General features: G+C 39.8%; 14 protein-coding genes. 11 read left to right on the top strand and 3 right to left on the bottom strand.

All coding sequences use genetic code 11. The annotated features are described in order from the left end of the window. Positions 1 to 67 precede the first annotated feature (67 nt). Together ACOI22_RS13850 and ACOI22_RS13845 are read left to right on the top strand one after the other, a co-directional pair. On the top strand, positions 68 to 370 hold the full coding sequence (locus tag ACOI22_RS13850; RefSeq protein WP_420672710.1) for a c-type cytochrome: 303 nt from the start codon (positions 68 to 70) through the stop codon (positions 368 to 370). Positions 371 to 446: 76 nt separating this feature from the next. Beyond that, on the top strand, positions 447 to 1115 hold the full coding sequence (locus ACOI22_RS13845; RefSeq protein ID WP_420672709.1) for a glutathione S-transferase family protein: 669 nt from the start codon (positions 447 to 449) through the stop codon (positions 1113 to 1115). A 21-nt stretch (positions 1116 to 1136) separates the two neighbouring features. On the opposite strand, the gene recQ is transcribed toward ACOI22_RS13845, so the two are convergent. Beyond that, positions 1137 to 2966 (bottom strand): DNA helicase RecQ, encoded by a 1830-nt coding sequence (recQ, locus tag ACOI22_RS13840; RefSeq protein ID WP_420672708.1) that lies wholly within the window; start codon positions 2964 to 2966, stop codon positions 1137 to 1139. 206 nt (positions 2967 to 3172) lie between these two features. Between recQ and rarD the strand changes: the two genes are divergently transcribed. After that, positions 3173 to 4054 carry an EamA family transporter RarD gene (gene rarD / locus ACOI22_RS13835; protein WP_420672985.1) on the top strand — a complete coding sequence of 294 codons (882 nt, stop codon included), beginning with the start codon at positions 3173 to 3175 and terminating at the stop codon, positions 4052 to 4054. Between the two features lie 19 nt (positions 4055 to 4073). Here the strand turns inward: rarD and uvrD are convergent, their stop codons facing one another. Beyond that, positions 4074 to 6242, bottom strand: a complete 2169-nt coding sequence (uvrD, locus tag ACOI22_RS13830; RefSeq protein WP_420672707.1) for a DNA helicase II — start codon at positions 6240 to 6242, stop codon at positions 4074 to 4076. 196 nt (positions 6243 to 6438) lie between these two features. Here uvrD and cysE point away from each other — a divergent pair, with 196 nt between their 5' ends. Beyond that, complete coding sequence (gene cysE / locus ACOI22_RS13825; RefSeq protein ID WP_420672706.1) at positions 6439 to 7242, top strand: serine O-acetyltransferase; 804 nt, start codon at positions 6439 to 6441, stop codon at positions 7240 to 7242. A gap of 131 nt (positions 7243 to 7373) precedes the next feature. On the opposite strand, the gene ACOI22_RS13820 is transcribed toward cysE, so the two are convergent. Next, a complete protein-coding gene (locus ACOI22_RS13820) occupies positions 7374 to 8351 on the bottom strand; it encodes an integron integrase (RefSeq protein WP_420672705.1) in 978 nt (325 codons plus the stop codon). 1533 nt (positions 8352 to 9884) lie between these two features. Between ACOI22_RS13820 and ACOI22_RS13815 the strand changes: the two genes are divergently transcribed. From ACOI22_RS13815 to ACOI22_RS13785, 7 genes are all read left to right on the top strand, one after another. Next, positions 9885 to 10289, top strand: a complete 405-nt coding sequence (locus ACOI22_RS13815) for a hypothetical protein (protein ID WP_420672704.1) — start codon at positions 9885 to 9887, stop codon at positions 10287 to 10289. A gap of 151 nt (positions 10290 to 10440) precedes the next feature. After that, on the top strand, positions 10441 to 10671 hold the full coding sequence (locus ACOI22_RS13810; RefSeq protein WP_420672703.1) for a hypothetical protein: 231 nt from the start codon (positions 10441 to 10443) through the stop codon (positions 10669 to 10671). Positions 10672 to 11090: 419 nt separating this feature from the next. Continuing rightward, on the top strand, positions 11091 to 11495 hold the full coding sequence (locus ACOI22_RS13805; protein ID WP_420672984.1) for a GIY-YIG nuclease family protein: 405 nt from the start codon (positions 11091 to 11093) through the stop codon (positions 11493 to 11495). A 1197-nt stretch (positions 11496 to 12692) separates the two neighbouring features. Further along, complete coding sequence (locus ACOI22_RS13800) at positions 12693 to 12863, top strand: hypothetical protein (protein WP_420672702.1); 171 nt, start codon at positions 12693 to 12695, stop codon at positions 12861 to 12863. Positions 12864 to 13611: 748 nt separating this feature from the next. Then, positions 13612 to 14037, top strand: a complete 426-nt coding sequence (locus tag ACOI22_RS13795) for a hypothetical protein (RefSeq protein WP_420672701.1) — start codon at positions 13612 to 13614, stop codon at positions 14035 to 14037. A 113-nt stretch (positions 14038 to 14150) separates the two neighbouring features. Next, positions 14151 to 14471 carry a hypothetical protein gene (locus ACOI22_RS13790; RefSeq protein ID WP_420672700.1) on the top strand — a complete coding sequence of 107 codons (321 nt, stop codon included), beginning with the start codon at positions 14151 to 14153 and terminating at the stop codon, positions 14469 to 14471. A 133-nt stretch (positions 14472 to 14604) separates the two neighbouring features. Then, positions 14605 to 14862 carry a hypothetical protein gene (locus ACOI22_RS13785; RefSeq protein ID WP_420672699.1) on the top strand — a complete coding sequence of 86 codons (258 nt, stop codon included), beginning with the start codon at positions 14605 to 14607 and terminating at the stop codon, positions 14860 to 14862. The last annotated feature ends 21 nt before the right edge of the window (positions 14863 to 14883 follow it).

The raw sequence follows: 14883 nt of genomic DNA, 5'->3' as shown, positions 1-14883 counted from the left end.
TAAATCAAAATAGATTGCGATGAACAGAATAAAAAAACAGACTCATAAGGCAAAGCTTAGCATATTTATGCTCATATCAATGCTTAGTTTAAGTGCTTGTGGTGAGCCCGAGTTAGTGGGAGACATAAAAAAGGGCAAAGAAAAATCAGCTATTTGTGGGCAGTGCCACGGTAAAAATGGCATTGCTATTATTCCAGTGTATCCTAATTTAGCAGGGCAAAAAGCAGCTTACATGGAATTGCAATTAAAAGCGTTTCGAGCAGGAACGCGAGTGAATGCCGCAATGACCCCTCATGCAAGAAAGCTGAGTGATCAAGACATTGCCGACCTTTCTGCCTACTACGCAAACATGAAAATCAAGGCAAACTAATAAACCAAGGAAAATGTAATCCGTTACCTATGCCCTTGTGTATACATCTTACAATTTAACAAAATGGACAATAAAAATGTTTACCCTTCACCACCTTAATGATTCTCGGTCGCAACGTATTATTTGGCTCTTTGAGCTACTTCAAGTTGAGTATGAAATAAAAGTGTATAAAAGGGATAAGCAAACTAATTTGGCCCCAAAAGAATTAAGTGCGATTCATCCACTCGGCACTGCGCCTTTGCTTACACACAACAATAATGTAATTGCTGAAACCGGTGCAATATGTGAGTACATTGTTCGCGAAGCGGGTGATTCTTCATTAATTCCAAGTAAAGAAAATGCTGATTTTATTGATGTTCAATTTTGGTCGCATTTCTCTGAAGGAAGCTTTCTTCCTCCATTGGTTACAGCAATGGTGCTGAACAAAGGTAAAGAAAAAGCGAGCCCGTTTTTCATTAAATTTGTGGTCGCTAAATTTGTTGATGCGGTGATGGATGCATACTTTGGCAAAGCGATAGAGAGAAACCTGCGGTTTGTAGAGCAACATTTGAAAGGGCGAACTTGGTTAGTGGGTGATTCGCCCACTGTTGCCGATATACAAATGAGCTTTCCATTAGAGGCTGTGCACAAAGCGGGTAGGTTAGATGCTTGCCCTAATATTGCCGCCTATGTTGAGCGTTTATCAAAAGAGCCAAGTTACATGAAAGCGATGGCTGAAATGAAAAAAGCCGAACAAAGCGCGTAAATGAGTGTGTTACCTTAGGCTTTATTGAGCGCTTAGGTAGTCGGCAATAAGGCGAGTGAAAGGCTCGCCATATTTTTGCAGTTTTTTCTCGCCCACGCCGGTGACTTCTAAGAAATCAGCTTTGCTGACCGGTAAGCGAGACGTCATGTCAGCTAGGCTGGCGTCACTGAATACTGTAAATGCAGGCACATTATTTTCATCGGCCAGTTGCTTACGTAAATGCTTAAGTTTAGCGAATAATTTAGTATCAATGCTTGATGGCTCGTACTTATTTTTGGCCGCAGAACTCACACTAAACTTAGGTACAGCTAAGTTGACCACCTGCTCACCTTTAAGCACATATTTAGCCGCTTCATTTAAACGTAGTATGCCGTTTTGCGTCATATCAATTCTAATTAAGCCCTGGTGGATAACTTGCTGAATAATATTATGCCAGTATTGGTCAGGCTGATCTTTTCCAATACCGTGAGTACTCAATTCATTGTGTTTTAAATCTAAAATTTTGCGATGACTTTTCCCACGCAAAATATCAATGACATATTGCCCATTCGTTTCACCCTTTAATCTATAAATACACGATAATAGTTTTTGTGCTACTCGGGTGCCGTCAAACATTTTTGGTGGAAACTGGCAAATATCGCAGTTCCCGCACGATGCCTGCCTTGCATCACCAAAGTAATTTAATAGTACTTGCCGCCTACAGGTTTGAGCTTCAGCAAAAGACTGCATAGCTTCAAATTTATGCATTTCAAGTTGAAAACGCTGGGGTGTAGAGCCATCAGCAATCCACTTTTTAATTCTTGCGGCGTCTTTGTCGTCATACAATAGTAATGCTTCAGCGGGCATACCATCGCGTCCTGCTCGGCCGGTTTCTTGATAAAACGACTCAATACTGCGTGGTACATCGTGATGCACCACAAAGCGAACATTTGATTTGTTTATCCCCATGCCAAAGGCAACGGTAGCTACTACTACTTGTAAGTCATCAGATAAAAACAAGTTTTGGATACGCTCGCGTTCGCTGGTGTCTTTGCCGGCATGGTAAGCACCACAACTTAAGCCTGCGCTTGTTAGTTTTTGTGTTATGTCGTCAACCTTGGCGCGGCTGTTACAATACACAATGCCGCTATTGCCCTGTTGTTGCTTAATAAAGTCAACAACTTGCACCGCACCTTTGTACTTAGCGAGTAAATTGTAACGAATGTTAGGGCGATCAAATCCCCCTTTATGAATAAACGGGTTTTCAAGGCGCAACTGATGTTGAATGTCGACCTGTGTGGCATGATCAGCCGTAGCAGTTAGTGCTACCATAGGCACATTAGGAAAAATGTCTTTCAATTCCCCTAAGCGGCGATATTCCTGTCGAAAATCGTGACCCCATTGGCTGACGCAGTGGGCTTCATCTACGGCTATTAAAGCCAGTGATAGATTTTTTATGCTGTTTATAAAATACGGCTGCAACAAGCGCTCAGGTGCTAAATAGATAACCTGTAATTCACCAGCATGTAGCTCACGTGTTATTTTATCGCTTTGTTCAGGTGTTTGGCTTGAATTTAAATAAGCGGCTTTCACCCCTTGGGAAAGCAGTTGCTGTACTTGGTCTTGCATAAGGGATATGAGTGGAGAGACCACCACAGTTACGCCTTCAAGAGCCAGTGCGGGTACTTGGTAACACAATGACTTACCGCCACCTGTTGGCATGAGTACAAGGCTGTCTTGGCCGCGAAGAATACTGTCAATAACCGCCCATTGGCCTTCTCTAAACTCAGCATAGCCAAAGGTATGCTTGAGAATATCTAAGCATTCTTGTTCTAAATTGGGGGCATTGTGGGTAGCACTGGTCAATGACATTACTCTGTTGTGGCTTGTAAAGCGAAGAAAGGAATTGCTTGTAGCTATTTGTGCCGCTAATTGTACTGGTTTTTGGATGCAGAATCTAATGGACTTTAGAACAGTTGATTTAGCGCTTGCATAGGTGCAGTTGATACCTGACAATGCGCGCTCACTCTTTAAGCTAAGGTATAACGTTGACAGCATCTTCTAGCAACAAATCAGGCATGTTATTCGCCGTTGCCGCCTACACTATGTGGGGTTTTGCTCCGCTATATTTCAAGGCAATTGATGCAATACCGGCAGGCGAAATACTCATGCATCGTATAATTTGGTCAGCCTTAGTGCTATGCGTTCTTATAGTAGGCTTGCGCCAAATTGGCAAAGTAAAACAAGCCATAGGCTCTTTTAAAGTACTGCGTATTTTACTATTGGCGGGCATACTACTCGCGTTCAACTGGCTATTGTTTATATGGGCCGTTAATAATAACTATTTGCTAGAGGCCAGTTTAGGCTATTACATAAATCCACTTATAAATGTGTTTTTAGGCCGCCTATTTTTAGGTGAAACCTTACGTCCCTTACAAAAGCTTGCGGTAGGCATAGCGGCCGTTGGCGTGTTAGTGCTATTAGTGAATTACGGGAGCTTGCCTTGGATAGCGCTGTCACTCGCTTGTAGCTTTGCTTTTTACGGCTTACTTAGAAAACAAGTGGCAGTAGATAGTATGCCGGGACTGTTTATTGAAACCTTAATGATGCTGCCCATTGCCGTTGTTTACTTTTTTTGGTTCGCAGAAAAAAGTGTGAACCCTAGTGAAATGAGCCTTAACTTGGTATTGTTAATTGCGAGTGTAGGCTTTGTCACTACAGCGCCTTTACTCTGTTTTACTGCTGCGGCAAGGCGAATTAAATATTCGACCCTAGGGTTTTTCCAATATATAGGCCCTACTATTATGTTTGTATTAGCGGCGTGGCTTTACAACGAACCGCTTTCACAAGCGCGTTTAATCACTTTTCTTTTTGTTTGGTCGGCATTGGCGTTGTTTACCTTTGATTCTATTAATGCATATCGCAAACAGCGTAAAGAACCAGTAATGCGCCCCGAGTAGGGCGCATGTTTATCACTTACTAGCACTTCTCTAATTTCGCGTAAGCCAACATTAGCCATTTACTGCCTACATCATCAAAATGAACTTGTACTCTTCCATGGTCGCTAGCGCCCTCGTAATTCAGTACCGTTCCTTCGCCAAACTTAGCATGCATAACACGTTGGCCCAAAGCAAAGCCTGAATCTACAAAGGAGTCATGAGATACTTGCTGGCTAAAGCGGTTATGAACAGGCTGGCTTACCTGTGAGCGTAATCTAATTTCTTCAATAAAATCACCGGGGATTTCACGCACAAAACGTGAAATGGTGTGGTATTTATCTTGCCCATAAAGACGCCTTGTTTCAGCATAAGTAATAATGAGCTTTTGCATGGCGCGGGTCATGCCTACGTAGGCAAGCCTGCGTTCTTCTTCTAGGCGGTCAGGTTCTTCGTTACTCATATTGCTAGGGAACATGCCCTCTTCAACACCCGCCAGTACCACAAGAGGAAATTCTAAGCCCTTGGCGGTATGAATGGTCATGAGTTGCACTGCGTCTTGGTCTACATCGGCTTGGGTATCACCGGCTTCTAAACTGGCGTGGGCCAAAAACGCGGCAAGTGGTGTCATTTCCTCAGCATCTTCTGGTGTTTCAAACTGCTTAACCGCAGTAACTAATTCTTGTAAGTTTTCAATGCGCGCTTGCGCCTTATCCCCTTTTTCAGCTTGGTACATAGCGTAAAGGCCTGAACCTTTAATTACGGCATCTGCTTGCTCATGCAAAGGAAGCTCACTGGTGTCTTTTGCCATTTTGTTTATGTTGTCGTAAAAACTTTGCAAGGCATTTGCCGCGCGCCCTGACAAGCGTTTCTCTTGCAACATTTGCTGACCCGCTTCCCACATAGGTAGGTTGTTCTCACGGGCGAATAAGCGAATATTACTCAAGGTTTTATCACCTAAGCCGCGAGCAGGCGTATTTACAACGCGTTCAAATGCGGCGTCATCAATGGCATTGCTAATAAGGCGCAAGTAGCTTAGTGCATCCTTAATTTCTTGGCGTTCAAAAAATCGTAAGCCACCATAGATTCTATAGGGTAATTTTTGGTGGAGTAATGCCTCTTCCAATACCCGAGACTGCGCATTATTTCGATATAAGATCGCACACTCTTTTAAGCTAGCGCCTTGCTCGTGAAAATCTTTTATTTTGGACACAATAAAGCGAGCTTCATCGACTTCATTAAATCCGGCATACAATGCAATTTTGCTGCCTTCTTCACCTTGGGTCCATAAATCTTTGCCTAAGCGGCCGCTGTTGTGGTCAATTACCGCGTTCGCCGCATTAAGAATATTAGATGTAGAACGATAGTTCTGTTCTAAACGAATGGTTTGGGCATGGGGGAAGTCATCTAAAAAATGCGAAATATTCTTAACGTTTGCGCCACGCCAACCGTAAATAGATTGGTCATCATCACCAACAATCATCATGTTGTTTTCTTTTGTACATAGCAATTTTAGCCACGCATACTGTATGTTGTTGGTATCTTGAAATTCGTCTACCAAAATTGCGCGAAAGCGTTTTTGGTAGTGTTTTTTTAATGATTCGTTGTCGCGAATGGTTTCATAACAACGTAACAATAACTCTGCAAAGTCTACTAAGCCTGAGCGCTGGCATGCGTCTTCATAGGCTTGGTAAATTTCTCGCATTTTCTTTTGGTTAGGATCATCAAAGGTTTCTACCTGCTTGGCTCGCAAACCTTCGTCTTTATTGGAGTTTATATACCACTGGACTTGCTTCGGCGGCCAATGTTTTTCATCTAAATTAAGCGCTTTTAACAAGCGCTTAATTAAACGGAACTGATCATCAGAATCTAATATTGTAAAATTTTGCGGTAACTTGGCTTCTTCATAGTGCAGCCTAAGTAAACGGTGAGCTAAGCCGTGAAACGTACCCATCCACATATTATTTAAGGAGTTTCCCATTAAACGCTCAACCCGAGCGCGCATTTCTTTTGCCGCTTTATTGGTAAAGGTCACACTTAAAATGCCAAACGGTGAAATTTTTTCAACTTCGATTAACCATGCAATACGATGCACAAGCACTCTAGTTTTACCGCTTCCCGCGCCCGCTAGAATAAGCATGTTTTGGTTAGGTGCGCCTACCGCTTCACGTTGTTTGTCGTTAAGTTCGTCTAAGAGTAAAGAAACATCCATTAATAATACCTGTACAATTGATTGAGCGCTTGAAATACCACCGCTTTAACAATAGAGAATATAACAGTTTTTGGCAATAAAAGCTGTCTATTTATACAGCATTAATTCGCTAAAAGGATTAACCGAGCATCAATATTTGGATTTGTGCTGACTAAGGTCTATCATCAAGGCTCAATTAGCTTTGGAGCATTAAGGTATGCAAAACATTTGTGGGCAAACATTCTGGAAACAGCTTAAAAGTGAGGCACAAGTTGTATCTGAAAAAGAGCCTTTGCTAGCGAGTTATTTGCATGCATGTGTATTGAGCCATCATAATTTTGAAACGTCGTTAAGCTTTATATTGTCAAATAAAGTGAGTGACCAAGTAATGCCCTCTATTACCGTTAGTGAAATGTTTGACGAAGCTTACTTGTTAGCACCGAGCATGCTAGAAGCGGCGATGGCCGACATACAAGCTGTGGTACTTCGCGATCCAGCGGTATCAGATTTTCTTACTGTATTAATTCATTTCAAAGGTTTTCAAGCTTTACAAGTTCACCGCTTAGCCCATTATATGTGGCAAAAAGGGCGTACCGATTTAGCGCTGTTTATGCAAAGTAGAAATTCAGAAGCATTCTCTATAGACATTCACCCGGCTGCAAAAATTGGCCAAGGCGTTATGTTTGACCATGCAACCGGCATAGTAATTGGCGAGACCGCCGTAGTAGAAGACAACGTATCTATTTTACAGGGCGTCACACTTGGCGGTACGGGCAATGAGTCAGGTGACCGCCACCCTAAAGTTCGCGAAGGCGTAATGATTGGCTCGGGCGCAAAAATATTAGGTAACATTGAAATAGGCAAAGGTTCTAAAGTGGGTGCTGGTAGTGTGGTACTAAGCTCAGTAAAACCACATACAACCGTTGTTGGCGTTCCAGCTAAAGCGGTAGGAAAACCCAAGTGCACTATGCCTTGCGACTCAATGGACCAAAACGTATTGAGCGATAGCAAAAAAAGCTAATGAGCTTATAAGCCTAAGTAATTGGCTTCTAAAAGGCTCGTTCCCATAATGTAAGTGCTTTCGCGTTGTTTGTACGGGGGCATTGCAACAGAAGCTATTGCAACAACGCTATTATAAGAAAAGAAAGCCACTCATTTTTTAATATGAGAAATTAAATCTAAAGGGCTTACTACTGCATTGCCACCACGTTGCAATATATGCACAAAAATTTGCGTTGTTCTTAAATCAGAGTGACCTAATTGATCTTGAACTGTGCGAATGTCAGAACCATTCAACAAAAGATGCGTGGCAAAAGAGTGACGCAAAGTATGACACGTTACTTGCTTGCTAATACGCGCTTCTTTCGCTGCCTTTGTCACTGTTTTTTGTATTGTGCGCTCATCTAAATGATGCCTTCTATATCTTTTGCTTTCGGGGTCTACAGACAGGCGGCTAGCAGGAAAAAGATACTGCCAGTTAAGATCGTAAGCGGCCCCTGCATACTTCCTTCTTAAAGCATGCGGCATATAAACGCCACCGTATTTTTCATCTAACACATCTTTAGCCAACAAGGATTTAACCAAATTAATTTGAACAACTATTGACTCAATAAGTTGTTCCGACAAAGTAACAACCCTATGCTTACCGCCCTTTCCATTCCAAACCCTAATATTCTTAAATTCAAAATCAATGTCTTTAACGCGCAAACGCATACATTCCATTAAACGCAAGCCGCTCCCATACATAAGCGAAATAGGCAGCTTATGTTTAGCCGGCACACATTCAAAAAACGATTTTGTTTCACTAGGCGTTAACACCTCAGGCAACTTAGGTTGCTTCATACTGCGCACATAGTTCATATCAAGCGATAAAGGCGCGTTCAAATAATCCTTATACAAAAATACCAAAGCATTCAGGGCAACGGTTTGGGTACTAATTGACACCTTCTTATTAACCACGATATACGTTAAAAAAGCTTCTACCTCTACGTCGCCAAGTACCTTCGGGTGAGCATTATGATTAAACCGAATAAACTGCAAAATATATTTTAAATACGTCTCAATAGTTTTCTTTGCATAGCGTTTCATATACATAAACTCAGATACAGCAGTCAGAAACGGTGATTGCATAAAAATGTTTTCCCTAACAAAATATAATATAAAATTTAAATAACCCAACGTAGCGCAGCCCTATTTAACCGCATAACAGCAAATCTTCCCTTTGCAACGCCTTTCCCAAACAAGGTCGTTCAATATGTTGATTTTTGGGGGCATCGAGAATATATTGAATATCACTAATTTATGAAACTAGGCATGAGGCCAGTTTTGATATTAATTTTTTTACAGATAATAAATTGTTAGCAGTAAAAATATTTAAATGTAATAAGCTGGCATGCGCTAGGAAATATAAGCATCGCATCATGGGCAATTTTTAAAAGGTGTTGGCAATTTGGGTTTAATGCTTTTTAAGCCAAACAAGTTATTACTCAATTCAAGCACGAAATAAACAAAGGATGTTATTTTGCTTTCCAAACAATGTCGTATTAATCTACTAATAATTATCAATGTATCGTTATCAACGTTTACGGGTGGAGCGCGCTTGTGAGTTCATCATTTTATGCTAACAAAGCATTGAATCGGACAAAAATAAAAGGCAATTTTCGCCGTTTAATGCGGCGTTAGCAGTAAAAATATTTAAATATAATAAGCTTGCATGCTCTAGGAAATATAAGCATCGCATCATGGGCTGTTTTTAGAGGTGTTGGCAATTTCGGTTTAATGCTTTTTTAAGCCAAACAAGTTGTTACTTAATTCAAGCTAAAAATAAACAAAGGATGTTATTTTGCTTTCCAGACAATGTCGTATTAATCTACCAATAATTATCAATGTATCGTTATCAACGTTTACGGGTGGGCGCGCTTGTGAGTTCATCATTTTATGCTAACAAAGCATTGAATCGGACAAAAATAAAAGGCAATTTTCGCCGTTTAATGCGGCGTTAGCAGTAAAAATATTTAAATGTAATAAGCTGGCATGCGCTAGGAAATATAAGCATCGCATCATGGGCAGTTTTTAAAAGGTGTTGGCAATTTGGGTTTAATGTTTTTTAAACCAAACAAGTTGTTACTCAATTCAAGCACGAAATAAACAAAGGATGTTATTTTGCTTTCCAGACAATGTCGTATTAATCTACCAATAATTATCAATGTATCGTTATCAATGTTTACGGGTGGAGCGCGCTTGTGAGTTCATCATTTTATGCTAACAAAGCATTGAATCGGACAAAAATAAAAGGCAATTTTCGCCGTTTAATGCGGCGTTAGCAGTAAAAGTATTTAAATATAATAAGATGGCATGCGCTAGGAAATATAAGCATCGCATCATGGGCCGTTTTTAAAAGGTGTTGGCAATTTCGGTTTAATGCTTTTTAAACCAAACAAGTTGTTACTCAATTCAAGCACGAAATAAACAAAGGATGTTATTTTGCTTTCCAAACAATGTCGTATTAATCTACTAATAATTATCAATGTATCGTTATCAACGTTTACGGGTGGAGCGCGCTTGTGAGTTCATCATTTTATGCTAACAAAGCATTGAATCGGACAAAAATAAAAGGCAATTTTCGCCGTTTAATGCGGCGTTATAACTCCAAAAGGATTTGCGGTGAAATTTGGCCTTAAAGTCTTAGCATTAATTATTTTTATACCTACCTTATTCATTGGTGGGCTAGTTGGTTATTGGTGGTTAACTTACATTGATGAGAATATCGTCTCAGGCAACGCATATGGATTTACGATTGGTAGCACCAAGGAAGAAGTAATCGGCGATTTTCAAACTTTAGAAGTGAAATATCCTGAATCCCATATTTATATACGTTACGGTGATAGGGCTGGAGATAACTTCTCAGTTCCTGCTGCTCTTAAAGCGAAGTCTCAAATATACGAATATGACAAATGGGATATTCTTCTCGATGGTCAATACGAGTTTTTTAATTCAATAGACTTAAAATTTGAATCCGGGAGGCTTGTTGAAATTCATCGGCATAGACAAAATTTTGAATTACCGTAATGGAGTTATAACAAGGCCATTAAAAGCGGACACGCAACAGTTGGCTAGGTTTCGCTTCGCTACACATTTTAGCCAACTATTACTTAGCCGTTTATGGCGGCGTTATATTTACGAGTAAGGCTGTGCTTCGTAAAACTGAAAAGGAAATAAGATGCCAATTCAAAAATGGATTTTTCAATACCTAGTAGCTTTACCGGTCGTATTCTTGCTTCTCGCAGGAGTTCAATACCTAAAAGGGCGTACATTGTCATACTCTATCGAATTCGGCTTAATTTGGTCTTTTATATCAGTTGCCATATTCGCTTTACGCAGGGCTTATAATTTTCGTAAGAAGATTGCTTGCGAAGTTTGTAATGATTTACCCTCTGAGAAAAAAGAGTAAACGTTGCCTCTAGGTTGTTTTGAGAGTAAACATAACAAAACTATCAACCGGATTTGTGGAAGAGCACCACAAACCGGTTATAGTAAGTGTTAGCAGTAAAAATGTTTAAATGTAATAAGCTGGCATGCGCTAGGAAATATAAGCATCGCATCATGGGCAGTTTTTAAAAGGTGTTGGCAATTTGGGTTTAATGTTTTTTAAACCAAACAAGTTGTTACTTAATTCAAGCTAAAAATAAACAAAGGATGTTATTTTGCTTTCCAGACAATGTCGTATTAATCTACCAATAATTATCAATGTATCGTTATCAACGTTTACGGGTGGAGCGCGCTTGTGAGTTCATCATTTTATGCTAACAAAGCATTGAATCGGACAAAAATAAAAGGCAATTTTCGCCGTTTAATGCGGCGTTATACGTGATGGTAGATTTAGACAAATTGCTAACCATTGGCTTCAAAAAAGTTGGGCAGTGGTCTATTTTAGAAAATAAGTTGTCGCTTAATATTTTTGCTGAAGAGACTTCGAGAAACGTGCTTTATAGTTTTGTAGTTGATAATCAGCCAAAGTATATCGGAAAAACGACTCAGCAATTGAAAAGGAGGATGTATGGGTATCAAAACCCAGGGCCGTCACAAACGACCAATATTCGAAACAACGCAGAAATTAAACTCGCATTAGAAAGTTCTAAAATAGTTGAGTTATATGTTCTCCCAGATAATGGTTTACTCCATTTAGGCGAGTTTCATGTGAACCTAGCTGCTGGTTTGGAAGATAGCATTACCAAAACGCTTAAACCTGAATGGAACATGCAAGGCAAATTATGACGCAATCGTATAACAAAACAATCAAGCGGATTTCGGCAAGAGCGGCCAAAACCGCTTATTGTAAGTGTTAGCAGTAAAAATATTTAAATGTAATAAGCTGGCATGCGCTAGGAAATATAAGCATCGCATCATGGGCAATTTTTAAAAGGTGTTGGCAATTTGGGTTTAATGCTTTTTAAGCCAAACAAGTTATTACTCAATTCAAGCACGAAATAAACAAAGGATGTTATTTTGCTTTCCAAACAATGTCGTATTAATCTACTAATAATTATCAATGTATCGTTATCAACGTTTACGGGTGGAGCGCGCTTGTGAGTTCATCATTTTATGCTAACAAAGCATTGAATCGGACAAAAATAAAAGGCAATTTTCGCCGTTTAATGCGGCGTTAGCAGTAAAAATATTTAAATATAATAAGATGGCATGCGCTAGGAAATATAAGCATCGCATCATGGGCCGTGTTTAAAAGGTGTTGGCAATTTCGGTTTAATGCTTTTTTAAGCCAAACAAGTTGTTACTCAATTCAAGCACGAAATAAACAAAGGATGTTATTTTGCTTTCCAAACAATGTCGTATTAATCTACTAATAATTGTCAATGTATCGTTATCAACGTTTACGGGTGGAGCGCGCTTGTGAGTTCATCATTTTATGCTAACAAAGCATTGAATCGGACAAAAATAAAAGGCAATTTTCGCCGTTTAATGCGGCGTTAGCAGTAAAAATATTTAAATATAATAAGCTTGCATGCTCTAGGAAATATAAGCATCGCATCATGGGCTGTTTTTAGAGGTGTTGGCAATTTCGGTTTAATGCTTTTTTAAGCCAAACAAGTTGTTACTTAATTCAAGCTAAAAATAAACAAAGGATGTTATTTTGCTTTCCAGACAATGTCGTATTAATCTACCAATAATTATCAATGTATCGTTATCAACGTTTACGGGTGGGCGCGCTTGTGAGTTCATCATTTTATGCTAACAAAGCATTGAATCGGACAAAAATAAAAGGCAATTTTCGCCGTTTAATGCGGCGTTATTCGGCAGAGGCATTTAATATTGGCTAAACGATTTAAGATTTTATTTTTTGCTTGTTTGGGAGGGTTTGTTCTTGGCTGGTTAATTTTTTCTGGTCAACGGAGCGAAGGGCTTATTGACACCGCGGAACTAGTTAGACGAAGCTCGATTATGGCGCTTATCTTCATGGCACTTCCTGGTACATGGTATACGCTTTATTTTTTAGCCTGGTTGTTCTTTGGACCTTTTGATACTCATACTGGGACAGGCTCTGTGGGCACTTCTTCGACAGATGGTGGTTTTACCTCAGGTAGCTCAGGAGGTGATTGCGGTGGTGGCGGAGGAGGATGCGATTAGTGGTAGGTTTAACGAATAACAAAACAATGAAGCGGATTTTGGCAAGAGCGGCCAAAACCGCTTATTGTACGTGTTAGCAGTAAAAATATTTAAATGTAATAAGCTGGCATGCGCTAGGAAATATAAGCATCGCATCATGGGCAATTTTTAAAAGGTGTTGGCAATTTGGGTTTAATGCTTTTTAAGCCAAACAAGTTATTACTCAATTCAAGCACGAAATAAACAAAGGATGTTATTTTGCTTTCCAAACAATGTCGTATTAATCTACTAATAATTATCAATGTATCGTTATCAACGTTTACGGGTGGAGCGCGCTTGTGAGTTCATCATTTTATGCTAACAAAGCATTGAATCGGACAAAAATAAAAGGCAATTTTCGCCGTTTAATGCGGCGTTAGCAGTAAAAATATTTAAATGTAATAAGCTGGCATGCGATAGGTAATATAAGCATCGCATCATGGGCAGTTTTTAAAAGGTGTTGGCAATTTGGGTTTAATGCTTTTTAAGCCAAACAAGTTGTTACTCAATTCAAGCACGAATTAAACAAAGGATGTTATTTTGCTTTCCAGACAATGTCGTATTAATCTACTAATAATTATCAATGTATCGTTATCAACGTTTACGGGTGGAGCTTGCTTGTGAGTTCATCATTTTATGCTAACAAAGCATTGAATCGGACAAAAATAAAAGGCAATTTTCGCCGTTTAATGCGGCGTTATGCATTCACGGAATTATGGCGAAAATGTCGATGATTGAGAATCGAAAAGAATATTATCGTAAATGTAAATGCGGTAGAGATCACGAAAATAAGTTTATTCGTGGCATGTTTAAATATAGTGTTGAAGGTGAAACTGCTTTTTGCCTTGCTATGCTTGAACATCAAAATGAGCGCCATATTTGGCTTTCATTTATTACAGGTGAATGGCCGAACACCAACCAAGAAGATTGCGCAGTCACCTGTCATATCTATTCAAACGAAAAAGGTAGAGTTTTCACTATTCAAAATGGCGAGGACTCTCCATTCATAAATGATGATATTTTCGATTGTTATCAAGTTACACGCGAACAAGTACTGGCGGTCAATGGTGCTAAAGAGTGGTTTATAGATACCTATTTATCGCTGTTTCAAACAGATGACGAAATTGGGAACTACTTGGTAGCAGAGAATGCATAACAAACGTTTTAAGTCGTGTGCTGAAGCACACTGGGACACAAACACATGGGCTGCTTCGCATTTTAGCCCATGTGTTTCTGCCCCTTAAACGGGCGTTATATGGAAAGTTAAACATGTGGGACTCATTCAAACCTGACAATTGGAATACCTTACCTCACATATCAGGGCGAGTTGCCTCTGAAATGGATGTAAAAAACGGCTTAGCTGTTTTCTATATACCAGAGGGTAGCTTTGTACTGGATGCCAAATTACCTACATGTGTTATTCAGATTAATGAAAAAACAGGAGAACGAACTCCTGCCGTCGTAATTCAGGCAGAACAAATCGGAGAACAAATTTACCTTGGTCTGCGTTATCTTGACGGTGGTAATGGTATTTGCGGGCTCGAAGAAGTGGAACAACTAGAAGAACCAAACGAAGAGTTTGCCATATAACAAAACACTAAAGGCGCTCGCGCTGCTCGCTGGGACGCTAACACATGGGCTGCGTCACTTCGTTCCTAATTTTAGCCCATGTGTTATCGCCCCTTAGTGAGGTGTTATATGCCGCTCGATCTATGGACTTTTAATGCTTAAAGTAAAACTATTAGTAGTCGCTGGAATTATGTTTATTCTGGAGGGATATTTTTACGTAGTTAGAGGTCTTTTGCCAGTTGGAGGCCTTGAACAGTTTACCAATAGTTCCGATGATAGTGTTTACTATAAAGTCGTAGCGTCTGACGAAGTTTTCAACATGAACGTTTTATTCTACTTCAGCGGGCTTATTCTTATTGCGCTAGCATATTTTGTTAAACGGAGAATTAGTGTTGAAAAACGCAGCAAATAACAAATGCATCAAGCGGATTTT

This window comes from Glaciecola sp. 2405UD65-10, assembly GCF_048820975.1.
Lineage (GTDB): Bacteria > Pseudomonadota > Gammaproteobacteria > Enterobacterales > Alteromonadaceae > Glaciecola.
Note: the sequence above shows the minus strand (reverse complement) of the source record. Positions and strands in the feature narration are given on the sequence as shown.